Origin of the sequence: Providencia sp. PROV076 (assembly GCF_028483405.1) — a bacterium.
GTDB classification, from domain to species: domain Bacteria; phylum Pseudomonadota; class Gammaproteobacteria; order Enterobacterales; family Enterobacteriaceae; genus Providencia; species Providencia huaxiensis.
On the sequence record NZ_JAMPRR010000003.1, the window covers coordinates 250,726 to 276,512 of the forward strand.

General features: G+C 40.2%; 22 protein-coding genes. 14 read left to right on the forward strand and 8 right to left on the reverse strand.

All coding sequences use genetic code 11. The features are described 5' to 3' along the window. The first annotated feature begins 2 nt into the window (after positions 1-2). The 6 genes from murC to lpxC all read left to right on the forward strand — a co-directional run bounded on the left by murC (position 3) and on the right by lpxC (position 6,724). Positions 3-1,466: a UDP-N-acetylmuramate--L-alanine ligase gene (murC, locus tag PSF67_RS03485; RefSeq protein ID WP_102137394.1), complete on the forward strand. Its 1,464-nt coding sequence runs from the start codon at positions 3-5 to the stop codon at positions 1,464-1,466. Between the two features lie 2 nt (positions 1,467-1,468). Next, a complete protein-coding gene (locus PSF67_RS03490; RefSeq protein WP_210848580.1) occupies positions 1,469-2,389 on the forward strand; it encodes a D-alanine--D-alanine ligase in 921 nt (306 codons plus the stop codon). A gap of 1 nt (position 2,390) precedes the next feature. Then, positions 2,391-3,197 carry a cell division protein FtsQ gene (ftsQ, locus tag PSF67_RS03495; protein ID WP_102137396.1) on the forward strand — a complete coding sequence of 269 codons (807 nt, stop codon included), beginning with the start codon at positions 2,391-2,393 and terminating at the stop codon, positions 3,195-3,197. A gap of 35 nt (positions 3,198-3,232) precedes the next feature. After that, complete coding sequence (gene ftsA / locus PSF67_RS03500) at positions 3,233-4,489, forward strand: cell division protein FtsA (RefSeq protein ID WP_004262024.1); 1,257 nt, start codon at positions 3,233-3,235, stop codon at positions 4,487-4,489. A 60-nt stretch (positions 4,490-4,549) separates the two neighbouring features. Further along, on the forward strand, positions 4,550-5,707 hold the full coding sequence (gene ftsZ, locus PSF67_RS03505) for a cell division protein FtsZ (RefSeq protein WP_004262022.1): 1,158 nt from the start codon (positions 4,550-4,552) through the stop codon (positions 5,705-5,707). A gap of 99 nt (positions 5,708-5,806) precedes the next feature. Further along, entirely contained in the window at positions 5,807-6,724 is a 918-nt protein-coding gene (gene lpxC / locus PSF67_RS03510) for a UDP-3-O-acyl-N-acetylglucosamine deacetylase (protein WP_004262020.1), read from the forward strand. A 38-nt stretch (positions 6,725-6,762) separates the two neighbouring features. On the opposite strand, the gene PSF67_RS03515 is transcribed toward lpxC, so the two are convergent. Continuing rightward, a complete protein-coding gene (locus tag PSF67_RS03515; RefSeq protein ID WP_210848581.1) occupies positions 6,763-7,284 on the reverse strand; it encodes a DUF721 domain-containing protein in 522 nt (173 codons plus the stop codon). 75 nt (positions 7,285-7,359) lie between these two features. Here PSF67_RS03515 and secM point away from each other — a divergent pair, with 75 nt between their 5' ends. The 3 genes from secM (at position 7,360) to mutT (ending at position 11,173) form a co-directional block, all read left to right on the forward strand. Continuing rightward, positions 7,360-7,890 carry a secA translation cis-regulator SecM gene (gene secM, locus PSF67_RS03520; protein WP_102137398.1) on the forward strand — a complete coding sequence of 177 codons (531 nt, stop codon included), beginning with the start codon at positions 7,360-7,362 and terminating at the stop codon, positions 7,888-7,890. Between the two features lie 96 nt (positions 7,891-7,986). Further along, positions 7,987-10,698 (forward strand): preprotein translocase subunit SecA, encoded by a 2,712-nt coding sequence (gene secA, locus PSF67_RS03525; protein WP_102137399.1) that lies wholly within the window; start codon positions 7,987-7,989, stop codon positions 10,696-10,698. Positions 10,699-10,759: 61 nt separating this feature from the next. Continuing rightward, entirely contained in the window at positions 10,760-11,173 is a 414-nt protein-coding gene (mutT, locus tag PSF67_RS03530; RefSeq protein WP_166267648.1) for an 8-oxo-dGTP diphosphatase MutT, read from the forward strand. A gap of 71 nt (positions 11,174-11,244) precedes the next feature. Here the strand turns inward: mutT and yacG are convergent, their stop codons facing one another. From yacG to ampD, 7 genes are all read right to left on the reverse strand, one after another. Continuing rightward, positions 11,245-11,442, reverse strand: coding sequence for a DNA gyrase inhibitor YacG (gene yacG / locus PSF67_RS03535; RefSeq protein WP_004262008.1), 198 nt, complete (start codon positions 11,440-11,442; stop codon positions 11,245-11,247). Between the two features lie 16 nt (positions 11,443-11,458). Beyond that, on the reverse strand, positions 11,459-12,217 hold the full coding sequence (gene zapD, locus PSF67_RS03540) for a cell division protein ZapD (RefSeq protein WP_272676530.1): 759 nt from the start codon (positions 12,215-12,217) through the stop codon (positions 11,459-11,461). Positions 12,218-12,225: 8 nt separating this feature from the next. Continuing rightward, complete coding sequence (gene coaE / locus PSF67_RS03545) at positions 12,226-12,831, reverse strand: dephospho-CoA kinase (protein ID WP_102137402.1); 606 nt, start codon at positions 12,829-12,831, stop codon at positions 12,226-12,228. 155 nt (positions 12,832-12,986) lie between these two features. Next, on the reverse strand, positions 12,987-14,174 hold the full coding sequence (locus tag PSF67_RS03550; RefSeq protein ID WP_272676531.1) for a type II secretion system F family protein: 1,188 nt from the start codon (positions 14,172-14,174) through the stop codon (positions 12,987-12,989). A 1-nt stretch (position 14,175) separates the two neighbouring features. Beyond that, positions 14,176-15,576, reverse strand: a complete 1,401-nt coding sequence (locus PSF67_RS03555; protein ID WP_272676532.1) for an ATPase, T2SS/T4P/T4SS family — start codon at positions 15,574-15,576, stop codon at positions 14,176-14,178. Between the two features lie 14 nt (positions 15,577-15,590). After that, positions 15,591-16,016, reverse strand: a complete 426-nt coding sequence (ppdD, locus tag PSF67_RS03560) for a prepilin peptidase-dependent pilin (protein WP_272676533.1) — start codon at positions 16,014-16,016, stop codon at positions 15,591-15,593. Positions 16,017-16,281: 265 nt separating this feature from the next. Continuing rightward, positions 16,282-16,827, reverse strand: coding sequence for a 1,6-anhydro-N-acetylmuramyl-L-alanine amidase AmpD (gene ampD / locus PSF67_RS03565; RefSeq protein ID WP_195697533.1), 546 nt, complete (start codon positions 16,825-16,827; stop codon positions 16,282-16,284). A gap of 106 nt (positions 16,828-16,933) precedes the next feature. Here ampD and nadC point away from each other — a divergent pair, with 106 nt between their 5' ends. The 5 genes from nadC to lpdA all read left to right on the forward strand — a co-directional run bounded on the left by nadC (position 16,934) and on the right by lpdA (position 25,674). After that, entirely contained in the window at positions 16,934-17,836 is a 903-nt protein-coding gene (nadC, locus tag PSF67_RS03570) for a carboxylating nicotinate-nucleotide diphosphorylase (protein WP_102137406.1), read from the forward strand. Positions 17,837-18,560: 724 nt separating this feature from the next. After that, the gene (pdhR, locus tag PSF67_RS03575; protein ID WP_004261987.1) at positions 18,561-19,331 is read left to right on the forward strand and encodes a pyruvate dehydrogenase complex transcriptional repressor PdhR; all 771 of its coding nucleotides are present in this window, start codon (positions 18,561-18,563) and stop codon (positions 19,329-19,331) included. A gap of 171 nt (positions 19,332-19,502) precedes the next feature. Then, the gene (gene aceE / locus PSF67_RS03580; RefSeq protein ID WP_102137407.1) at positions 19,503-22,169 is read left to right on the forward strand and encodes a pyruvate dehydrogenase (acetyl-transferring), homodimeric type; all 2,667 of its coding nucleotides are present in this window, start codon (positions 19,503-19,505) and stop codon (positions 22,167-22,169) included. 13 nt (positions 22,170-22,182) lie between these two features. After that, complete coding sequence (gene aceF, locus PSF67_RS03585) at positions 22,183-24,042, forward strand: pyruvate dehydrogenase complex dihydrolipoyllysine-residue acetyltransferase (protein WP_272676534.1); 1,860 nt, start codon at positions 22,183-22,185, stop codon at positions 24,040-24,042. A 204-nt stretch (positions 24,043-24,246) separates the two neighbouring features. Then, entirely contained in the window at positions 24,247-25,674 is a 1,428-nt protein-coding gene (gene lpdA / locus PSF67_RS03590; RefSeq protein ID WP_102137409.1) for a dihydrolipoyl dehydrogenase, read from the forward strand. The last annotated feature ends 113 nt before the right edge of the window (positions 25,675-25,787 follow it).

The following is a 25,787-nucleotide window of genomic DNA, read 5'->3' on the forward strand; positions in this document are numbered from 1 at the left end:
TAGTGAATACACAACAATTAGCGAAATTAAGAACATCAGTGCCAGAAATGAGAAGAGTCAGGCACATCCATTTTGTCGGCATCGGCGGTGCTGGCATGGGTGGTATCGCTGAAGTGTTGGCAAATGAAGGCTATGAAATTAGCGGTTCAGATTTAGCACCCAATGCAGTGACACAACAATTAACCGCATTAGGCGCAACGATTTACTTTAATCACCGCCCAGAGAACGTTGAAAATGCGAGCGTTGTCGTCGTATCAACAGCGATTTCAAGCGAGAACCCTGAAATTCAAGCCGCCAAAGAATTGCGTATTCCAGTTATTCGCCGTGCAGAAATGTTAGCTGAATTAATGCGTTACCGTCATGGTATTGCCGTTGCAGGTACCCACGGGAAAACCACCACCACAGCAATGATTTCTGGGATTTATGCACAAGCAGGCCTTGACCCTACATTTGTGAATGGGGGCTTAGTTAAATCAGCAGGAACACACGCGCGTTTAGGTAGTAGCCGCTACTTGATAGCAGAAGCTGATGAAAGCGATGCTTCGTTCTTACATTTGCAACCGTTAGTTGCCGTTGTGACAAATATTGAAGCAGACCATATGGATACTTACCAAGGCGACTTCGATAATTTAACGAATACGTTCATTAATTTCTTGCACAATCTGCCATTTTACGGGCGTGCAGTGATGTGTATTGATGACCCTGTGATCCGCTCGTTACTACCAAAAATTGGTCGTTACATTACCACTTATGGTTTTAGTGAAGACGCTGATGTGCGTATCACCCAATATGAGCAAAAAGGAAATCAAGGCTTTTTCACCATTGCCCGTGAAAATATGCCAGAACTGACGGTAGTTCTAAATGCACCGGGACGTCACAATGCCCTCAATGCGACAGCTGCCGTTGCTGTTGCAACTGAAGAAGGTATTGATGACCTTCATATTTTATCTGCACTAGTTGAATTTCAAGGTACGGGTCGTCGCTTTGATTTCCTAGGGAATTTCCCTCTGCGTAATGTGAATGGTAAAGAGGGGGAAGTGATGCTAGTCGATGACTATGGTCACCACCCAACAGAAGTTGACGCAACGATTAAAGCAGCGAGAGCAGGTTGGCCAGATAAACGCATTGTTATGGTATTCCAACCGCACCGTTATACTCGTACTCGTGACTTATACGATGATTTTGTTAATGTTTTAGGGCAGGTAGATGTGCTGCTAATGCTAGATGTATATTCAGCGGGTGAAAAGCATGTACCGGGTGCAGATAGCCGCTCATTATGTAGAACAATTCGTGGCCGCGGTCAGATTGATCCTATTTATGTAGCAGATACTGAACAAATTCCACATATTTTAGCTCAAACTCTTGATGAAAATGATTTAATTTTAGTTCAAGGCGCAGGAAATATTGGTAAAATAGCCAAAAACTTGGCAGAAGCAAAATTACAGCCACCGATGGTTGAGGAATAAAAATGACAGAGAAAGTTGCGGTTCTATTAGGGGGCTCATCCGCTGAACGTGAGGTTTCACTTCAGTCAGGAAATGCTGTGCTGGCGGGGTTACGCCAAGCAGGCATTGATGCTCATCCTATTGACCCCCAAGATTTCCCTGTAGAAACACTGAAAGATGCAGGTTTCAATAAAGTTTTTATTGCATTACATGGCCGTGGTGGTGAAGACGGGACATTGCAAGGGCTGCTAGAAACATTAAATCTGCCTTATACCGGCAGTGGTGTTATGGCTTGTGCACTTAGCATGGATAAGCTGAGAACAAAACAATTATGGCAAGGTGCAGGGCTAAGTGTATCGCCATATGTTTACTTAACAAAGCAGCAGTATAAGCAGGCTTCTCGTGAACAAATTGTTGCTAAAGTACAATTGCTAGGGTTACCGCTCATTGTGAAGCCGAGCCTAGAAGGCTCAAGTGTTGGCATGAGTAAAGTTGATAGCTTAGAGGCATTGCCTGCTGCATTGGAGCTCGCGTTTCAATTTGATGAAACATTGTTAATTGAAAAATGGTTGAGTGGCCCTGAGTTCACGGTTGCAGTGTTGGGAGATAACGCTCTGCCGTCAATTCGTATTCAACCACCGGGTATTTTTTATGATTACGAAGCGAAATATTTATCTGATGAAACCCAATACTTTTGCCCAAGTGGCCTAGGTGAACAGCTCGAGTCTGAACTCACAGACTTAGCGCTGAAAGCATACCAAGTTGTTGGCTGCGAAGGTTGGGGACGAGTTGATGTAATGCAAGATAACGATGGTCAATTTTATCTGCTGGAAGTTAATACATCGCCAGGTATGACAAGCCATAGCTTAGTACCGATGGCAGCTCGTCAAGCGGGGATGAGTTTTTCACAGTTAGTTGTACAAATTTTGAAATTGGCTCGTTGATATGTCACAAGCAGCACTAAATGTTAGGCATCATAATCAGAAGAACGACGAGGACCCGCGTTCAGGGCCAAGTAATGGTGCGTTTTTAGGTGGGTTATTTTTCTTTCTATTTGTGGTTGGCACTATCATCTGGAGTGGTTGGATGGTGATGACTTGGATGAAAGATGCTGACAGGTTGCCGATGTCTAAATTGGTGTTAACGGGTGAACGCCATTACACCAAAAATGATGATGTCAGAAAGGCCATTTTAGCGTTAGGGCAGCCGGGAACGTTTATGACCGTCGATGTCAACGCTATCCAGAACCAAATAAGTATGATGCCATGGGTACGCCAAGTGACAGTGCGTAAACAATGGCCAGATGAATTGAAAATTCATATTGTTGAATACCGCCCATTCGCTAGGTGGAATGATCAAAACATGGTGGATGAACAAGGCCGAGTATTTAATTTGCCGGTTAGCGAAAATGGTAAAGGGGACTATGTGTTGCTTTATGGGCCACAAGGTAGCCAGAAAGAGGTTCTCAAAGAATATTCTATCTTTAAGAACACATTAGCGGCACATAACCTAAAACTAAAATCACTATCGATGACAGCCAGACACGCATGGCAAATTATTTTAGACAACGATGTTAGAATTGAATTAGGTAAGAAAGAAGTGTCAGAGCGGTTAAATAGGTTCCTTGAACTGTATCCGCTTTTGCAGCAAACAACGGATAAACGTGTTGACTATGTTGACTTACGTTATTCCAGTGGTGCTGCGGTGGGCTGGGCGCCACTCTTGGTCGATGCTCCACCGGAGTTACAATAAAAACGATGACTAATAACAAAAATTAGGCAGAAAAAATGATTAAAGCAACGGACAGAAAATTAGTGGTAGGCCTTGAAATTGGAACTTCCAAGGTATCAGCCCTTGTTGGCGAAATTCTGCCCGATGGTATGGTTAATATTATTGGGGTGGGAAGTTGTCCATCTCGTGGAATGGACAAAGGTGGCGTAAACGACCTTGAATCAGTGGTAAAATGTGTACAAAGAGCCATTGATCAGGCGGAACTTATGGCCGACTGCCAAATTTCATCGGTTTACCTTGCACTATCGGGTAAGCACGTCAGTTGCCAAAATGAAATTGGTATGGTGCCAGTTTCAGAAGAAGAAGTGACGCAAGAAGATGTTGACAGTGTTGTGCATACAGCAAAATCAGTGCGTGTTCGTGATGAACACAGAATTTTGCACGTGATACCGCAAGAATTTGCAATAGATTACCAAGAAGGGATTAAAAACCCAGTTGGTTTATCGGGTGTACGTATGCAAGCTAAAGTTCATTTGATTACCTGCCATAACGATATGGCGAAAAATATTGTTAAAGCCGTTGAACGTTGTGGGTTAAAAGTTGATCAGCTTATTTTTGCTGGTCTCGCTGCAAGTTATAGCGTTTTGACGGAAGATGAGCGTGAATTAGGTGTATGTGTCGTCGATATTGGCGGCGGTACTATGGATATGGCGGTTTATACTGGTGGGGCTTTGCGTCATACGAAAGTGATCCCTTATGCAGGTAACGTGGTGACAAGTGACATCGCGTATGCGTTTGGAACACCTCCAAGTGATGCCGAAGCCATTAAAGTGCGTCATGGTTGTGCAGTCGGTTCTATCGTTAGTAAAGATGAAACTGTCGAAGTGCCAAGTGTTGGTGGGCGACCACCACGAAGTTTACAGCGTCAAACCTTAGCAGAAGTTATCGAGCCACGGTATACTGAGCTGTTAAACTTAGTAAATGAAGAAATTTTAAATTTACAGGAACAGTTGCGTCAACAAGGTGTCAAACACCATTTGGCAGCTGGTATCGTGTTGACGGGTGGAGCCGCACAAATTGACGGTCTAGTCGAATGTGCGCAAAAAGTGTTTCATACGCAAGTGCGAATTGGTACACCGCTCAATATCACAGGGTTAACGGATTATGCGCAGGAGCCATATTACTCAACAGCAGTAGGGCTTCTGCATTACGGTAAAGAAAGTCACTTAGGCGATGATACCGAAGTAGAAAAACGTGCATCAGTTAGCGGATGGTTTAGTAAAATAACCAGTTGGCTGAGAAAAGAATTTTAATTTTGATAAAGAAGCATATTATTAGCTTCGAAAGTAGTAAGCACAAAACGGAGAGACATTATGTTTGAACCAATGGAGCTAACCAACGATGCGGTGATTAAAGTCATCGGCGTTGGCGGCGGCGGCGGAAATGCCGTTGAACACATGGTGCGTGAACGTATTGAAGGCGTCGAATTCTTCGCTGTCAATACAGATGCACAAGCGCTGCGTAAAACCGCAGTTGGACAAACTATCCAGATCGGTACAGGTATTACCAAAGGTCTGGGTGCAGGTGCAAACCCTGAAGTTGGCCGTAATGCCGCTGAAGAGGACCGTGAAGCGCTGCGTAATGCTTTAGATGGCGCAGATATGGTCTTTATCGCAGCCGGTATGGGCGGTGGCACAGGGACTGGCGCAGCTCCGGTTGTTGCCGAAGTTGCCAAAGAATTGGGTATTCTGACAGTTGCTGTTGTGACTAAACCTTTCAATTTCGAAGGGAAAAAACGCATGGCATTCGCAGAAGCGGGTATCACTGAGTTGTCAAAACATGTTGACTCACTGATCACTATCCCAAATGATAAATTATTAAAAGTACTTGGTCGTGGTATCTCATTACTGGATGCTTTCGGTGCGGCAAATGACGTACTAAAAGGTGCAGTACAAGGTATCGCTGAACTGATTACTCGCCCAGGTTTAATGAACGTAGACTTTGCTGACGTACGTACTGTGATGTCAGAAATGGGCTACGCGATGATGGGGTCAGGTGTTGCTCGTGGTGAAGATAGAGCAGAAGAAGCGGCAGAAATGGCTATTTCTAGTCCACTTCTTGAAGATATCGACCTGTCTGGTGCACGTGGTGTATTAGTTAACATCACGGCTGGCTTCGACCTGCGTTTAGATGAGTTTGAAACGGTAGGTAACACTATTCGTGCCTTCGCATCTGATAATGCAACAGTGGTAATCGGTACATCTCTTGACCCAGAAATGCACGAAGAACTGCGTGTCACTGTTGTTGCTACAGGTATTGGTATGGACAAACGTCCAGAAATTACTTTAGTTAGCAACAAAATGTCTCAGCAGGCGTCAATGGAGCAACGCTATCAGCAAATGCAAAATAGCATGTCTTCATTAACAGAAGAGAAACCAGCTGCTAAAGCAGTTAACGACCAAAATACGCAAACAAACAAAGAACCAGATTATCTTGATATTCCTGCGTTCTTGCGTAAGCAGGCCGATTAATTTTATTTATATTGGTTTCTCCGCTTTTTGTGCTAAAATTTCCTACTGATTATCTTGTATGATGATCAGTAGGACTTATAACATTGCGAGAAAAATACGATGATCAAACAACGGACACTAAAACGTATTATTACAGCGACTGGTGTTGGTTTACATACCGGCAAGAAAGTTACGCTGACATTACGTCCAGCGCCGGCCAATACCGGGGTCATCTACCGTCGTACTGACCTTAATCCACCGGTTGATTTTCCGGCAGATGCAAAATCAGTTCGTGACACCATGTTATGTACATGCTTAGTTAATGAAGATAACGTGCGTATTTCGACTGTTGAGCATTTGAATGCTGCCTTAGCAGGGTTAGGTATCGATAACATTGTTATTGAAGTCAATGCGCCTGAAATCCCTATTATGGATGGCAGTGCAGCACCATTTGTATTCTTACTGCTTGATGGCGGTATTGAAGAGTTAAATTGTGCGAAGAAATTTTTACGTATAAAAGAAACTGTACGCGTTGAAGATGGTGATAAATGGGCTGAAATGCGACCTTATAATGGGTTTAGCCTTGATTTCACAATTGATTTTCAACACCCAGCAATTGATAGTAGCACACAACGCTACTCACTTGATTTCTCAGCGGAATCATTTGTAAATCAAATTAGCCGTGCGCGTACTTTTGGCTTTATGCGTGATATTGAATATCTGCAATCAAAAGGCTTATGCTTAGGCGGTAGTTTCGACTGCGCCATCGTTGTTGATGACTATAAAGTTCTTAACGAAGATGGTTTACGTTTTGAAGATGAATTCGTTCGTCACAAAATGTTAGATGCAATTGGTGATTTATTCATGTGTGGGCACAACATTATTGGCGCATTCACTGCGTTTAAGTCAGGTCATGCATTGAATAACAAGCTGTTACAAGCAGTTTTAGCGAAAGAATCTGCTTGGGACCTCGTCACATTTGAAGACGAAGCTCAATTGCCTGTCGCATTCAAAGCACCTTCAACGGTGTTTGCATAATACTTGATTATGCAGCTACCTTCGAAAGTTAATCGAAGCTAGCCTTTTCTGTTGGTTGCACTAGTACTCTCTCCGGCTAGTGCAGCCAGCCGCTCAAACCTTTCTTTTAATCCTTTCGGGCTATTTTCCGCTAATTTCAAAAGTGTTTGCGCTGTTTGTGTGCTTATCTGACGTTCGTTCATTTTTTGACTTTTTGAAGCTGTTTGCTTAGTTACTGAGCTATTTTGCTTCGATTTTCGCACAAGATCGGGATTGATTCTGATGTCGATAGAGGATAAAGATGGTAGAATAGATGTTCTTAATGCAGAAAGAAGATTGATTTTTTCGTAATTAAGTCGGGTCATCCAACTGGCATTTGCCACTTCAATGACCATAATATTATTACGGTAGTTTGCAACACGGCACATGGGTTTAATTTCAGCCGGTAGTAACCCTTTTACAGCCCGATTCAGTTTGATAATTGCTTTTGCATTACGCTGAATAGTTTGTAAAGTGTTCGATGATGTTGCCAATGATCCTTCAAGAACATCAAAAAGTGCTTGTGGATGACTATCTCTCATTTTTAGCTCCAGCTGAGAATGAAACAACGAATTACAAATAATAATTTTGTCACTTATTTATTATATAAGAGTTTGATGGGCATTTTAAATTTTTGGCGACAACTTGGTAGAAAATACTTTTGGTCCCACCTGTTATTAGGTGTGGTTGCCACGGGTGTCGGCTTGCCTACAATTTTAAATGCGTTATCAGAGTCTCAACATACACAGGTTAACTCTTCACCAGTTAATCGCCAAAACCAAGCTGTTAATGCTTTTGACAATTTATTTGCTCAACAGAATTCCCAACGCTCTTCGTCATCATCGTCATCTTATTCAGTAAATTACTGGCAGCAACATGCGGTAAGGAATGTCATTCGGCAGCTAACTTTTGCTTTTTCGGCAACGGAAGACGATGATGTAAACGCTGCAACAAAAGAGACTGAACAGCTTATTGTTCCACAATTGATGTTAGATACGCTGTATGCCATGTTAGCACAGCGCTCACTTCAGTGGGATGAAAGTGTTATCCAATTTAGTCATTATAACTATCCTCATATTATTGCCTACCAACCTGCAATTTGGATTGCCCAAGTTCACGGTATTCGTGCCGGTCCGTTAACAGCCTAATCTTCATTCATGACAAGCCAGCTTATTGCTGCGCTGTTTTATGTCATAAAATTTATTAAAATTTAAAGTAATTAATTGATTATTAGAGATTAAAACATGTTAACAAAGATTTTAACCAAAGTTTTTGGTAGTCGTAATGACCGCACGCTACGCCGCTTACGTAAAGAAGTTGAAAAAATTAACCGCCTTGAGCCAGACTTCGAAAAATTATCTGATGATGAGCTAAAAGCAAAAACGGTGGAGTTTCGTGAACGTTTAACGAAAGGTGAAAGCTTAGAAAGCATCATTCCTGAAGCATTTGCAACTGTTCGTGAAGCCAGTAAACGTGTATTTGGTATGCGCCACTTTGATGTACAGCTTATCGGTGGGATGGTACTGAATGAACGCTGTATTGCTGAAATGCGTACAGGGGAAGGTAAAACATTAACGGCAACATTGCCCGCTTATATCAACGCGTTAAGTGGTAAAGGAGTTCACGTAGTTACGGTGAATGACTACTTAGCCAAACGTGATGCTGAAAATAACCGTCCATTATTTGAATTTTTAGGCCTAACGGTAGGTATCAACCTGCCAGGTATGGCTCCTCCTGCAAAACGTGAAGCGTACGCGGCAGATATCACTTACGGTACGAATAATGAATTTGGTTTCGACTACTTACGCGACAACATGGCATTTAGCCCTGAAGAGCGTGTTCAACGCAAATTGCATTATGCATTGGTGGATGAGGTCGACTCCATTCTTATCGATGAAGCACGTACACCGCTGATTATTTCAGGCCCTGCAGAAGACAGCTCTGAATTGTACCAAAAAGTAGATAAACTTATTCCACATCTACAACGTCAAGAGAAAGAAGATTCAGACACTTTCCAAGGGGAAGGCCACTTCTCTGTTGATGAAAAAGCACGTCAAGTGACCATAACTGAACGTGGGCTGGTATTAATCGAAGAGCTTCTGGTAAAAGAAGGTTTAATGGATGAAGGTGAGTCCCTATATTCGCCTTCTAACATCATGTTAATGCACCATGTAATGGCAGGTTTGCGTGCACATGCGTTGTTTACCTTAGACGTTGATTATATTGTAAAAGATGGCCAAATCGTCATTGTTGATGAACACACCGGCCGTACAATGGAAGGACGTCGTTGGTCTGACGGTTTACACCAAGCAGTTGAAGCGAAAGAAGGGGTTGAAATTCAAAATGAAAATCAAACCTTAGCTTCTATTACTTTCCAGAATTATTTCCGTTTATATGAAAAACTTGCAGGTATGACGGGGACTGCAGATACCGAAGCATTTGAATTTAGTTCAATTTATAAACTCGATACAATTGTTATCCCAACTAACCGCCCAATGGTTCGTAAAGACTTACCTGATCTCGTTTATATGAACGAAACTGATAAGTTTGCAGCAATTATTGAAGATATTCGCGAAAGAACCGCCAATGGACAACCAGTTCTTGTTGGTACGATTTCTATCGAGAAATCTGAATTGATTTCTAATGCATTGAAAAAAGCCAAAATTGCTCATAATGTTTTGAATGCTAAATTCCACGCAATGGAAGCGGATATCATCGCGAATGCAGGTCAAGCTGCTGCCGTGACGATCGCAACTAACATGGCAGGTCGTGGTACTGACATTATGTTAGGTGGTAGCTGGCAAACTGAGGTTGCAGCATTAGAAGAGCCAACCCAAGAGCAAATTGATGAGATCAAAGCAAACTGGAAAGTACGCCATGATGCAGTATTAGCGGCGGGTGGTTTGCATATTATCGGTACAGAGCGTCATGAGTCACGTCGTATCGATAACCAGTTACGTGGTCGTGCGGGTCGTCAAGGGGATGCGGGTTCATCTCGTTTTTACCTATCTATGGAAGATGCGCTGATGCGTATTTTTGCCTCAGACCGCGTTACTGGAATGATGAAAAAGTTAGGTATGAAACCGGGTGAAGCTATCGAGCACCCATGGGTGACTAAGGCTATCGCTAACGCACAGCGTAAAGTTGAAAGCCGCAACTTTGATATTCGTAAACAGTTACTTGAATATGATGATGTTGCAAGTGACCAGCGTCGTGCTATTTATACTCAACGTAATGAATTACTTGATGGCGGTGATATTAAAGAAACGGTTGATAGCATTCGTGAGGATGTGTTAACCACAACTATGGATGCCTATATTCCACCTCAATCACTTGAAGAAATGTGGGATATTGAAGGTTTACATCAGCGTTTAGTCAATGATTTTGACCTCGATTTACCAATCAAAGAGTGGTTAGACAAAGAGCCTGAGTTACACGAAGAAACATTGCGTGAACGCATTATGGCAAAAGCGATTGAAGTTTATGGTCGTAAAGAAGAAATTGTTGGCGCAGAAGCGATGCGTAATTTCGAAAAAGGTGTCATGTTGCAAACATTAGACACGTTATGGAAAGAGCACTTAGCGTCAATGGATTACTTACGACAAGGTATTCATTTGCGTGGTTATGCGCAAAAAGATCCTAAGCAAGAATACAAACGTGAATCTTTCAGCATGTTTGCTAACATGCTTGAAGCCTTGAAATATGAAGTCATTAGCACTTTATCTAAGGTACAAGTTCGTTTACCTGAAGAGGTTGAAGCATTAGAGCAACAGCGTCGTGAAGAAGCTGAGCGTTTAGCGAAAAGGCAACAATTAAGCCATGAAGCAGGTGCTGAATCTTTAATGACTGAAAATGAAGCTAAAATTGCAACTCAAGGTCATAAAATTGGTCGTAATGATCCTTGTCCTTGTGGTTCAGGTAAAAAATATAAGCAATGTCACGGTCGCTTAAACTAGTTCATCATTAACTCTAATATAAAGAAAAGGCGGGGTAACCCGCCTTTTTGATGAAAAAATTATGGAAAAAAAACATTTACATATCGCAGCTGGGATCATTCGTAATTCTCAGGAAAAAATTTTTATTACTAAACGGCCTGAAGGCTCACACATGGCTGGTTTTTGGGAGTTTCCTGGCGGAAAACTTGAAACTAATGAATCTCCTGAAGCAGCATTAGTTCGTGAGCTTGAAGAAGAAGTTGGAATTATAGTGACTAAGAGCGAGTTATTTCATCGCGTTGATCATGAGTTTGATGATCGTTTCATTACACTCTATTTTTTCATAGTTTCTTCGTGGGAAAATGAACCGTATGGTAAAGAAGGGCAAGACTCGCGTTGGGTTTATCAACATGATCTTATTGCAAATGAATTCCCTCCAGCAAATCGTATCATTGTTGATTTATTAACGCAGAGAAGTGATCAACATAATAGCTGATATTGATATTAAGTGGAAAATACACAATGATATATTTTCCACTTAATTTTATGCTGTCGCGACTTAACGTATTATTTATCTGGTTGTTCGCTCCAATCATCGCTGTCAGATATATCCCCTTGGCTAGCAATTCGTTTCTCTTCACTAGCCCACTCACCAAGGTCAATAAGTTGACAACGTTTACTGCAAAATGGCCGGAAAGGGCTATTTTCATTCCAAACAACGATCTTTTTACATGTAGGGCAATTTACTTCAATGATTTCACTCATAAATATATATCTCTAGCTAGCAACAGGATAACTCAAAATTAATAACATCTGGAAGTATACCATTCTCACTGTCGATATGTAGAAAGCGTAAGGCAAATCGTGTTTTATGGCCTGAAATTTGCGGGTAAATGAGATGTTCAATGGATAATTTGATGCGTAGTAACTCTTTACCCTCGACATTATCTTGATAGAAACCATTATGAGATTCTTTTATCTCAAAATTTCCACTTTGTCGAATTAATGTAAGAACGGTGTTTAATGCATTCTTCAGTGGGTCGAGGCTTTGTAACCATCCATTGATGGACTTATTTCGCTCGATCTGTGAAATGTTCAACCAAAGCTGTAGTGTGGGGGGATCAAAACTACAGCAGCCACCAGGGATGCTTAAACGTTGACGTACCATACTGATAATTTTATCTGTTCGTAAATGGTGGCCAAAACGTGGGGCTGACATTAATTTGGAGATTGTTTCAGATAATTGTTCAAGCAATGTAGAAATTAATTGGTTATCGGCATTAGGCGCTTCGGCCCAATTCGCTAACTGGATCCGTTGTTTTTCGAGCTCTTTCATGAGCTCAGAACGTACCTCTCCTCTATCTAGAATTTCAATTAGTTCTGAAACAGAACGGAAAAAGGCAATACCAGTAGAGTAGGAAGTAATATTACTTAGCTCATAAATTTGAGATAAAAGTGTTTCAAGGCGGAGCCACGAACGAATTTTTTCATTCATTGGGTATTCATAAGTAATAAAATTTGTTGCAATTAATTCGCCCATTTTAATTCCTATTTTTTTATTTTTGCTAGCGTTAAGTACTGGTTATGAAAAGCAGCGACCTTGCCTGAGAGATCCGTATCATGAGAATGGTTTGTTATTATATCATTGGCATAATTAAGTCGTTTTTCACGGCTAACTTGTGCATTAAGTATATTAGTAACTTGTTCTAAACTGGTCTTATCTCTTTTTAATGTACGCTGAATTTGCTCTTCAGTAGTAACATCAACAACTAATACCCTATCGGCCAAATGATGAATATTATTTTCAATTAATAAAGGGACTACCCATAACACATAAGGGTAATTTATTTGCTGAAATTGCTTTTGTGTTTCTTGCTGGATCAATGGATGAAGCAAAGCATTCAGCCATTTTTTTTCATCGGGCTTGGAAAAAATAATTTCCCTTAAGCGTTGTCTATTTAGCTCTCCGTTCGGAAGAATAACACCCTTACCAAAGTGGCGTGTAATGCTTTCTAAGGCAGGGGTATTTGGCTCAACAACCTGCCGAGCAATCACATCTGCATCAACTAGGGGGACTCCAAGTTTAGCAAATTCATTTGCAACGGTTGTTTTACCACTTCCAATACCACCAGTTAAAGCAACTATATAAGGCATATGATTATTCATTTACTCGTTGAAAAAAAATAGATTACACTGAAATAAATCATTTGTCTTCATCCAAAGTAATATTACGATGAATAGGTTAAAAAACAAATTTTTATATAAAATATTTAAGGTGAAATACCATATTCATATCTACATAAAATTATTTATAACTCAGTTATAACATTTCCTAAGTTAAATATCGGTAGATACATTGCTAACATGATCATTCCTACCAGTATAGCAATTAAAAGGAGTAAAATAGGTTCAAGATTTTTTAAGTTTCTTTCTGTAATAAAAACATATTGCTCTGAATAATATTTGAATAAATAATTTGAGAAATAGTGTATTTTTCCAGATTCTTCGGCAATAGACATTAGCTGTACAGATAAATCAGGGAAAAATTTGGTTTGCTTCATTGCACAGGACAGTAATTCTCCTCTATGTACCGACATATGTACGTATTTACAGTCTTTTTGGTATTGAGGATTGCTGATAGTTTGAATTGTACATTTTAAGCATTCAGATAATGACAATCCTACGTTAATAGTTGAGTGCATCGTTAAGAAATATAGGCTTAAATTATGAAACTGTAATGATTTTTTGAATATGGGTAGGTGCATGATTGTTTTTTTCAATAAAACTAATATTTTCATCTTAAATTTAAATGCTATAAAGGATGCAAATAGTAAAGTAATAAATAAATAGGAGGAATAATCTCGTAGGGAGTTAGAGATAAAGGTTATTATTTTTGTGATGAGAGGTAATTCATGTGTAACATTTTCATAGATACTCTCAAATTGGGGGACGACATAGAACATCATAATGAATAATAATATTATTGAGAATACAGAAAGGATTATTGGGTATCGTATTGACTTGTTGATAAGTAGTGATGTTCTATTATTATGCTCTAAAATTTTGTTGATTGTACTAAAGCTTTCCTCATATTGACCTGTTTTCTCTGCAATGGTAATAATACTTATTACTGTGTCATCAAAGATTATTGGGTATTTTTGTAAGTACTGTGAGAGTTTTTCTCCTTTTTCAATATGAATTATTGAGTTCTCAATAATATCAATCCAAAAGGGGAGTTGGCAGTTGGTCTGTAATATTTTCAAACATTGCACAAGATTAATACCGGATGAGGATAATAAAGATAACTGATGAAAAAAATGAATTCTATAATTAATGTTGTTTTTGTCTAAAGTGAATATTGTTTTTAGCTTTATGTGTATAGGAATTAAGTTCCTTTCAGATATGTGGATGAAAGCCTGCTTTTTACTCTTCGCTATTAGCGTACTATGTGTTAGTTGATCGTTAAAATCAATGGCGCTATATGAATAAATAAACATGTTAACTCACTCCATTTCCGATAATGGAATAGATTTCTTGAAGAGTTGTTTCACCCATTTCAACAAGTTCTATACCTGCATTAAAAAGACTAATAAAATTATTTGGACTCTCAAGTGTATTCTTTGTGAGTATTTCACAGATGCTTTTATGGTCGATATATTCATAAACTGCGGTTCTCCCCATAAAGCCAGAAAAACAGAGTTCACACCCTTTTGCGGACCATTCATTTATTATATGGTTAGCGTGTAGTTTGGTTTTCTTAGGTATTGCTTCTTTGCAGTGAGGGCAAAGTTTTCGTACCAGTCTTTGTGCAATGACCATTTTGAGACAAGATTTTAGTTGGCTATTTTCTATCCCTAGTTGGTTCATTCTCTCTATTGCACTGAATGTACAATTTGTGTGTAATGTAGACAAAACTAGATGGCCAGTTTGAGCTGCTCTAGTCGCTATTTTGGCTGTTTCTTCATCACGAATTTCACCGATCATAATGACATCCGGGTCTTGTCGCAGAAGTGCTCTTAAAATAAAAGAGAAATTAAGTTTGTATTTTTCATTAACTTGGGTTTGATTAATTCCTTGTAGTGGAATTTCAATTGGGTCCTCAATGGTTGTTATATTTCTTGAGGACTGATTTAAATATTCTAGGTAACTATAAAGAGTTACTGTTTTACCGCTTCCTGTGGGCCCTGTAACTAAGATTAGCCCTTGTGGTCGATTTAAATATTCTTTTAATGAATCAAGAAGGGAAGAGCACATCCCTATGTGCTCTAAAGAATATTTTAATTGTGTATTCAAAATACGTAGGACTAATTTTTCACCGTGAATTGTCGGAATACTTGAAAGACGAATGCTATAATTTTGCCCGTCAAAGTACCAACTCATTTGGCCATCTTGTGGAAGTCTTTTTTCCGCAATATTCATTTTTGCGAGTATTTTTATACGAGCAATAACTTCACTATTAATCTCATAAGGAGGAGAAGGAATAAAATATAGTTTTCCATCGACTCGTAATCTAATTTTCAACCCATGCTTAGTCGGTTCAAGGTGTATATCCGATGAACGTTTATGAACCGCTGTTTTTAGTAATTCATCCACAAAGTTAATCGCAGGGGATGAAGTATTTAATGGCTCGGGTTCTTTTGGTTGATAATGTGTCTCCTCCTCTTTTATTTCATGTGTTGTATTATTGAAATAATGGTCTATTTTTTCTTTCGGCCAAATGTCATAGCATACAGGGACACTGGCAATAAATTTTAATGTGGCTATTAAATTATCATCCGGCTTTTTAACTACAGCTATAGATAACCGTTTTTGATTATAGTCGATGATTATAATGTAATTCCTATCACATAGATTCTTAAGTTCTTTATAAATGAATTGATCGTTTCTAGCTATATTCATATGTATATTTCCAATTAAAATACAAAGGTTTTTTCGCACAATGACTTTAATTTGATATTATTTTTGTTTTCACAAGCAACTGCCCAATTAAAGGGAGTATTTAAGGATGGAATGGTTGGTGTCAATGTAACCTTTAAGCCTGCTAGTGATTTATCTGTGGAAAATGTAATAACGCCTGATTTAACCTCTATTTTACTAATATATCTCCCGGTTATATTGGTAGGGATATCATCATTGCCTCCGTTGCATTGTGATAAACTACCCCGGTTAAAACTACATATTTCTACACTGTTTTTATAAGGGATGATGGTTTGGAGCACATCAGTAATCGCTGCTTTTTGCATATAGCTTTGATAGCCAGGGATCGCAATAGCACTTAAAATTGATATGATTGCAATGACTACCATAATTTCAATGAGTGAAAAGCCTTGTTGATTCATAAATAAAACCTCCGTTGTTAAGTGAGGCTTTATCATAATTAGATTTTTAATTTGAAATTAGAGGTTAAAAAAGAGAGTGCGAAGCAATTTGTAAATGTTTATTGAAATGTAGGTTAGGTTGCATTTTTCTTCGAGCAGCTTCGCAATAAATAACAAGAATAAAATAGAAGCTGGGGTTTTAGGATGAATTAGGTGAAAATAAATGTATCTATATTGCATTAGCGGATAATTTTAATATGGATATTATCCGCTAATAATTATTAAACTAATAATTCTTTAACTTATTCTTATAATATAGCCAATCAAAGAATGGACCAGGATCTGTTTTACGGCCAGGGGCGATATCACTGTGACCAGTAATATTATTTTTAATTAGTGGGTATTCAATTGTAAGCAAATTAGTTAAATAAGTTAGGGACTGATACTGTTCTTCTGTAAATGGATCAAAATCAGTACCTTCTAGTTCAATACCAATAGAGAAATCGTTACATTTTTCATGGCCCTGGTAAGAAGACTGGCCTGCATGCCAAGCTCGTAAATGAAAAGGGACATATTGAATAATTGTACCATCACGGCGTATTAGGCAATGAGCTGAAACACGAAGGTGTTTAATTTCATTAAAAAATGGATGTTCATCAGGGTTTAAAGTCCCTGTAAATAATTGATTTATATAAGGGCCACCAAATTGACCCGGTGGAAGGCTGATATTATGAATGACTAGAAGAGAAGGTATGGCATTAGTGGGGCGCTCATCATGATGTGGAGAAGGGATATGAGTCACATTATTTAGCCAACCATTATGTATTTTCATATCGTTATCCATAGTATTCTCTTTTCTTTTTTGTTAGCACTCGTTATCTGCAAACGGAAAGATTAGCATAGATGAAACGAAGCGAGTGTATATTTTGGAGTTAAAAATGACTATACGGCGATATGATGAACAACAAAGACGCGAAAAACTTTTTGAGCGGTTACAGATTGATATTCCTTTTATGGTCAGTGTGGCTTTGAAAGAGGACTTAGGTCAATCTGTTGATTATAAAAAGGATATTACTGGTCAGTTGTTAAATGCGGATAGGCAAGCGAGTGCTCGAATTATTACTCGTGAACAAGGTGTTTTTTGCGGTAAGCAATGGTTAGATGAAGTCTTTCTTCAACTTGGCGGGCAAGTCAAAATTGATTGGAAGGTTCAAGATGGTGAAACCGTGGCTCCTAATCAAGTTCTTTGTGAGATGCATGGCCCATCACAAATTTTATTAACTGGTGAGCGCACGGCTTTGAATTTTATTCAAACGCTTTCTTCTGTTTCAAGTATAACTGCTGAATATGTAAAACAAATCACAGGTACAAGAGCGAAGTTACTTGATACACGTAAAACTATCCCAGGCTTAAGGACCGCTTTAAAATATGCAGTATTGATGGGGGGAGGGTTTAACCATCGCCTAGGTTTATCTGATGCTTACTTAATAAAAGAAAACCACATTATATCGGCCGGTTCAGTTGAACGAGCTGTTGAACTAGCACGTAACGCACATCCTGATGTCCCAATTGAAATTGAAGTTGAAAGCTTAGATGAGCTATTACGAGCCCTGAAAGCGCAAGCTGATATCATTATGTTAGATAACTTTACTCCAGTTATGATGAAAGAAGCTGTCGTGTTAACCGCAGGAAAAGCCGCACTTGAAGTTTCCGGTGATGTCACATTAGCAACGATAAAAGAATTCGCAGAAACAGGGATTGATTTTATTTCTGTTGGTGCGTTAACCAAGCATATTAAAGCCATGGATTTGTCTATGCGTTTTATTGATAAGAATGGGTAATTGATCTAATTAATTCGGGATGCCTTAGCCATAGTATTGCTAATAAAGCTTTAATACACGTTATCTATTCGTGTGAAGTCGGATGTGGGCATCCTACTTACTTATCGCCTAACTGAACTTTGATATTGATTTAAATATCTAAGGGGTTGCAACGAATTAAGGGATTACTACGAAATATTTGTAGTTCCTCATCAATCGAAACATTATTGCATTTTTTTGTTCATCAATAAATTGAAACATTACAGCGCTATTTTATTTTCTACATCAATTTTATTCTAAGGTAATGGATAGGCTTGAATGTAAATCTATCAAATAAATTTTAGTTAAGTTTGGGTTGAACTGTTTTGTTAACATAAAATTAACACGTTTGCAGTCTTGGGGAGTAAAAATTGCTATTAAGGGGTTTGTTTGTTTTTAAATTCACTAATTATGAATTTAAACTCACTTAATTGATTGCTTTAACGGTTCAGTTTTTGCATTTTAGCATAAAAAATCGTTTTTAATGTTAAAATATGTCATGCTAAATTACATATTAGGTTATCAATTCATGCTAAATTTTAAAAAAAATTGTTAAGATTTGCAGGATTTTATGATTTAGCGCAAGGTCTTTATGGACAGATAGTGAATACTTTGTTACTTTATTAACCCATAAATAAATTGGTATTACCAATTAACACTGGGTAATACGTAATCAATAGTTACTCACTTATGAATATGGCAGATTATGACTTACGGTAAAATTCGCCAACCAAAGTTATCAGATGTAATAGAGCAGCGTCTCGAACATCTTATTTTCGAAGGGACATTACGCCCTGGCGAAAAGCTGCCCCCTGAACGCGAACTTGCAAAGCAGTTTGACGTATCTCGACCATCAGTGCGTGAAGCAATTCAAACGTTAGAGGCGAAAGGCCTTTTATCTCGCCGCCAAGGTGGCGGAACCTTCGTACAAAAGAAAATGTGGCAAAGCTTTAGTGACCCTTTGGCTCAGCTACTTGAAGGCAATCCTGAATCTCAATTTGATCTCCTTGAAACTCGCCATGCCCTTGAAGGTATTGCAGCTTATTATGCAGCACTTCGTGGCACAGATGAGGATCTTGAACGGATTCGCCAAAGCTATGAATTAATTAAGACAGCGCAAGAAAATGGCGGGCTAGAAGCAGAGTCAGACGCAGTATTACAATATCAACTCATTGTGACTGAAGCTGCTCATAATGTCGTTTTATTACACCTTTTGCGTTGTATGATCCCGATGTTAGAACAAAATATTCGTCAGAATTTCGAGTTCTTATATACCCGTAAAGAAATGTATAAAGCAGTTAGTGAACATCGAGCACAGATTTTTGCCGCTATAATGGCAAGAGAACCTGAAAAAGCACGTGAAGCTTCTCATCGTCATTTAGCCTTTATCGAAGATCTACTGTTGGATATTAGCCGAGAGCAAACTCGCAGAGAACGTTCTTTACGTCGGTTACAGCAACATCCTGATTTGAATTAATAATATAGATCCTGACTGCTGCGTCTATATTATTGTGAGTACTCTAATTAAGAGTTAAAGCGGCAACTACATCAGGGCCTATCTTCCTGCTGTTTTACAGCAATGAGGAAAATAGCAGGAAGATAGGCTCCACATAAACATATAAAATAGATAACAGATAAGGAATACACCATGTCAGATATGTTAAAAAATGACGTGGATCCGATTGAAACTCGCGACTGGCTACAGGCGATTGAATCGGTCATCCGTGAAGAAGGTGTTGATCGTGCTCAGTTTATTATCGAACAGGTATTAAGCGAAGCACGTAAAGGCGGTGTTAATATTGCCGCTGGTGCATCTGGTCATTCTGATTACATCAACACAATAGCTGTTGAAGATGAGCCGGCATACCCTGGTAACATGGATTTAGAGCGCCGTATTCGCTCTGCAATTCGTTGGAACGCAGTGATGACTGTTTTACGCGCTTCCAAAAAAGACTTAGAACTGGGTGGCCACATGGCTTCTTTCCAGTCATCAGCAACTTTATATGAAGTGTGCTTTAACCACTTCTTCCGTGCACATAATAACAATGACGGCGGAGATTTAGTCTTCTTCCAAGGTCATATCTCTCCTGGTATTTACGCACGTGCGTTCTTGGAAGGCCGCTTAACTGAAGAGCAAATGAACAACTTCCGTCAAGAAATTGGTGGAAATGGTCTGTCTTCTTATCCACACCCTAAATTAATGCCTGACTTCTGGCAGTTCCCGACAGTGTCAATGGGGCTGGGGCCAATTAATGCTATCTATCAAGCTAAATTCCTGAAATACCTTGATAACCGTGGGCTGAAAGATACATCAGCTCAGCGTGTATATGCATTCCTTGGTGATGGTGAGATGGATGAGCCAGAATCTAAAGGTGCAATTACTATCGCAACTCGCGATAAATTAGATAACTTAGTTTTTGTTATCAACTGTAACCTGCAACGTTTAGATGGCCCAGTTACTGGTAATGGTAAAATTGTTAATGAACTAGAAGGTATCTTTAATGGTGCTGGCTGGCAAGTTATCAAAGTTATGTGGGGCGACCGTTGGGATGAATTACTGCGTAAAGATACGAGCGGTAAACTTGTTCAACTGATGAACGAAACCTTAGATGGCGATTACCAAACCTTTAAATCACGTGACGGTGCATACGTTCGTGAACACTTCTTTAATCGTTACCCAGAAACTGCAGCATTAGTTAAAGATATGACTGATGATGAGATTTGGGCTCTGAACCGTGGTGGTCACGATCCGAAGAAAGTGTATGCTGCATTCCAAAAAGCCAAAGAAACTAAAGGCAAACCGACTGTTATTCTAGCGCAAACCATTAAAGGTTATGGTATGGGTGAAACTGCAGAAGGTAAAAACATTGCTCACCAAGTGAAGAAAATGAACATGGATGGCGTTCGTCATTTCCGTGATCAGTTCAATGTGCCTGTTGCTGATGAGCAAATTGAAAAACTGCCATACATTACGTTTGAAAAAGATTCCGAAGAGTACAAATATCTACATGAACGCCGTCAAGCGTTAGGTGGTTATTTGCCAGCTCGTCGTTCAACCTTTGATGAAAAATTAGATATTCCTGCACTGGCAGATTTCAGCCAATTATTGGAAGAACAATCTAAAGAAATTTCAACAACTATCGCGTTCGTTCGTGCGTTGAACGTCATGTTGAAAAACAAATCGATTAAAGAACGTTTAGTACCAATCATCGCTGATGAAGCGCGTACATTTGGTATGGAAGGTCTATTCCGTCAAATCGGTATCTATAGTCCTAAAGGTCAGCAATATACTCCGCAAGATCGTGAGCAAGTTGCTTACTATAAAGAAGACTCTAAAGGTCAAATTCTGCAAGAAGGTATCAATGAGCTGGGTGCGGGTTCTTCTTGGTTAGCGGCTGCGACATCATACAGCACTAACAACCTGCCGATGATCCCATTCTATATCTACTACTCAATGTTTGGTTTCCAACGTATTGGCGACTTGATGTGGGCAGCGGGTGACCAACAAGCACGTGGTTTCTTAATTGGTGGTACTTCAGGCCGTACAACACTGAATGGTGAAGGTCTACAGCATGAAGATGGCCATAGCCATATTCAATCACTGACTATTCCTAACTGTATTTCTTATGACCCAGCTTTCGCTTACGAAGTTGCGGTGATCATGCAAGACGGCTTAGAGCGTATGTACGGTGAGAAACAAGAAAACGTTTATTACTACATCACGACGCTGAATGAAAACTACCACATGCCAGCAATGCCAGAAGGCGTAGAAGAAGGTATCCGTAAAGGTATCTATAAACTGGCTTCTGTTGAAGGTAGCAAAGGTAAAGTTCAGCTATTAGGTTCAGGTTCGATGATGCGCCACGTGCGTGAAGCAGCGGATATTCTGTCTGCTGAATATGGAATCGGTTCTGATGTCTATAGCGTGACTTCATTCACTGAATTGGCACGTGATGGTCAAGATTGTGAGCGTTGGAACATGCTGCACCCATCTGAGGCACCACGTGTTCCTTATATTGCACAAGTTATGAACGATGCACCAGCAGTCGCATCAACTGACTACATGAAACTGTTTGCAGAACAAGTTCGTACTTATGTTCCTGCAAGTGATTACCGCGTTCTGGGTACAGATGGTTTCGGTCGTTCAGACAGTCGTGAAAACCTGCGTCACCACTTTGAAGTGGATACATCCTATGTGATTGTTGCAGCGTTAGGTGAATTAGCTAAACGTGGTGAGATTGATGTAAAAGTCGTTGAAGAAGCGATTAAAAAATACAACATCAACCCAGATAAAGTTAACCCACGTTTGGCATAAGAGGTAAAAATCAATGTCTATTGAAATCCAAGTGCCTGATATCGGTGCTGATGAAGTTGAAGTCACCGAAGTGATGGTTAAAGTTGGCGACAAAGTAGAAGCTGAGCAATCGCTTATTACCGTTGAAGGTGATAAAGCTTCTATGGAAGTCCCATCTCCACAAGCGGGTGTGGTAAAAGAAATTAAAATTGCTGTTGGTGATAAAGTGACAACAGGCAAATTAATCATGGTATTCGAAGCGGAGGCGGGTGCAGCAGCGCCAGCTCCTGCAGAAGCCCCAGCAGCTCCAGCGGCAGCACCAAGCGCAGCGGTATCGAAAGATGTTGCTGTACCAGATATCGGTGGCGATGAAGTTGAAGTTACTGAAATTATGGTTAAAGTTGGTGACACGGTTACGGCTGAGCAATCTTTAATCACTGTTGAAGGCGATAAAGCCTCAATGGAAGTTCCTGCACCATTTGCGGGAACCGTTAAAGAAATTAAAATTGCAACCGGTGATAAAGTGAAAACTGGCTCACTGATTATGGTCTTTGAAGTTGCAGGCGCGGCTCCTGTAGCGGCTCCGGCTGCTCAAGCTGCAGCGCCATCAGCGCCAGCTGCTTCAGCGGTTAAAGATGTCAACGTACCAGATATCGGTGGTGATGAAGTTGAAGTCACTGAAGTGATGGTAAAAGTGGGTGACACCGTTTCTGCAGAACAATCAATCATTACCGTTGAAGGCGACAAAGCCTCAATGGAAGTTCCTGCGCCATTTGCTGGAACCGTTAAAGAAATTAAGATTGCGACTGGCGATAAAGTGAAAACTGGCTCGCTGATCATGACCTTTGAAGTGGCAGGTGCAGCTCCAGCAGCGGCTCCAGTAGCTCAGTCATCTGCTCCGGCTCCTGCGGCCACTCCAGCACCAGCAGCGCCAGCAAAAACAACTGACAGCAAAACTGAATTTGTTGAAAACGATGCATACATCCATGCAACACCAGTTATTCGCCGCTTAGCGCGTGAATTTGGTGTTAACTTAGCGAAAGTTAAAGGCACAGGCCGTAAAGGCCGTATCCTGCGTGAAGACGTTCAAGCTTACGTGAAAGATGCCGTAAAACGTGCGGAAGCTCCTGCAGCAGCAGGTGGCGGTTTACCTGGTATGCTGCCATGGCCGAAAGTGGACTACAGCAAATTTGGTGAAGTTGAAGAAGTTGAACTGGGTCGTATCCAAAAAATCTCTGGTGCTAACCTGAGCCGTAACTGGGTAATGATCCCTCACGTTACGCTGATGGAAGAAGTGGATACCACTGAAGTTGAAGAATTCCGTAAGCAACAAAATAAAGAAGCTGAAAAGAAAAAACTGGATGTGAAAATCACACCATTAGTTTTTGTCATGAAAGCGGTTGCTCGTGCTCTGGAAGAAATGCCGCGCTTTAATAGCTCTATTTCTGAAGATGCGCAGCGCCTGTTCCTGAAAAAATATATCAACATCGGTATTGCGGTAGATACACCAAATGGCTTAGTTGTTCCTGTCTTCAAAGACGTAAACAAAAAAGGCATTTTAGAGTTATCTCGCGAACTGATGGAAGTTTCTAAGAAAGCGCGTGCAGGTAAATTGACTGCGTCTGATATGCAAGGTGGCTGCTTCACGATTTCAAGCCTTGGTGGTATCGGAACAACTGGTTTTGCACCAATCGTGAACGCACCAGAAGTTGCAATTATGGGGCTGTCACGTTCTTCAATGAAACCTGTTTGGAATGGTAGCGAGTTTGTTCCTCGCTTGATCCTGCCAATGTCACTGTCCTTCGACCATCGTGTAATCGATGGTGCTGATGGAGCTCGCTTCATCACCCTAGTAGGGCAATTAATGAGCGATATTCGCCGTTTAGTGATGTAAATAATAAGACCGGCGAATAAGCCGGTCTGTTTTATTTAGGCTGGGGCAGAATTTTTTGCTGCCGCTACGAAAGGTTGGGAGTTACATCACGAAATGAGCCTTTTCAGGGTGTTAACAATTCTGTAAACTGCTCTCGGTGTGTACTTTTCCAGTGGAAGATCGTTTATTCAGCAGTACCGCTGGACAAAACAAAAAGAGGTCATGATGAGTACTGAAATTAAAGCCCAAGTCGTTGTGCTTGGTGCAGGCCCTGCAGGTTATTCTGCGGCTTTCCGTTGCGCTGACTTAGGTTTAGAAACTGTTTTAGTAGAACGTTATTCAACCCTTGGTGGTGTTTGTTTAAACGTTGGTTGTATTCCTTCTAAAGCGTTATTGCATGTTGCAAAAGTGATCGAAGAAGCAAAAGCTTTAGCAGAACACGGTATCGTTTTTGGTGAGCCAAAAACTGACATTTCCAAAGTTCGCTTATGGAAAGAAAAAGTCATTAATCAGCTGACGGGTGGTCTGGCTGGTATGGCTAAAGGCCGTAAAGTTACCGTAGTTAACGGTTTCGGTAAATTCACAGGTGCCAACACGCTGGTTGTTGAAGGCGAAAATGGTAGCACAACTATCAATTTCGATAACGCAATCATTGCTGCGGGTTCCCGTCCTATTCAATTACCATTCATTCCACATGAAGACCCGCGTATTTGGGATTCAACAGATGCATTAGAACTGACTGAAGTTCCTGAGCGTCTGCTGGTTATGGGTGGGGGTATCATCGGTTTAGAAATGGGGACTGTGTATCATGCACTGGGTTCTCAAATCGATGTGGTTGAAATGTTTGACCAAGTCATCCCAGCGGCTGACAAAGATGTGGTTAAAGTATTCACCAAACAAATCAGTAAAAAATTCAATCTGCTGTTAGAAACTAAAGTAACGGCAGTTGAAGCGAAAGAAGACGGTATCTACGTTTCTATGGAAGGTAAAAAAGCTTCTGCAGAACCACAACGTTATGATGCAGTATTAGTGGCAATCGGTCGTGTTCCTAACGGTAAAAACTTGGATGCAGGCAAAGCAGGCGTTGAAGTTGATGACCGTGGCTTTATCCGTGTGGATAAACAAATGCGCACTAACGTTCCACACATCTTCGCTATTGGTGATATCGTTGGTCAACCAATGTTGGCTCACAAAGGTGTTCACGAAGGTCACGTTGCCGCAGAGGTTATCTCTGGTCTGAAACATTACTTTGACCCGAAAGTTATTCCATCCATCGCCTATACTGAGCCAGAAGTTGCATGGGTTGGTTTAACTGAGAAAGAAGCGAAAGAACAAAATATCAGCTATGAAGTTGCAACTTTCCCATGGGCTGCGTCAGGCCGTGCAATTGCATCTGACTGCTCAGAAGGTATGACTAAACTGATTTTCGACAAACAATCTAACCGTGTTATCGGTGGGGCTGTTGTCGGTGTGAACGGTGGTGAATTACTGGGCGAAATCGGCTTAGCAATTGAAATGGGTTGTGATGCAGAAGACTTAGCATTAACTATCCATGCTCACCCAACACTGTACGAATCAATCGGTATGGCTGCTGAGATTTACGAAGGTAGCATTACTGATTTACCAAACGCTAAAGCGAAAAAGAAAAAATAATTTTCTTTAATCGCATAGATAAACAGTATCTCTAGTATGCTGTTTATCAGCAAAGCGAATTGAAGCCAATGTGGAAACACGTTGGCTTTTTTTTGTTTTTGTGAATATAAACA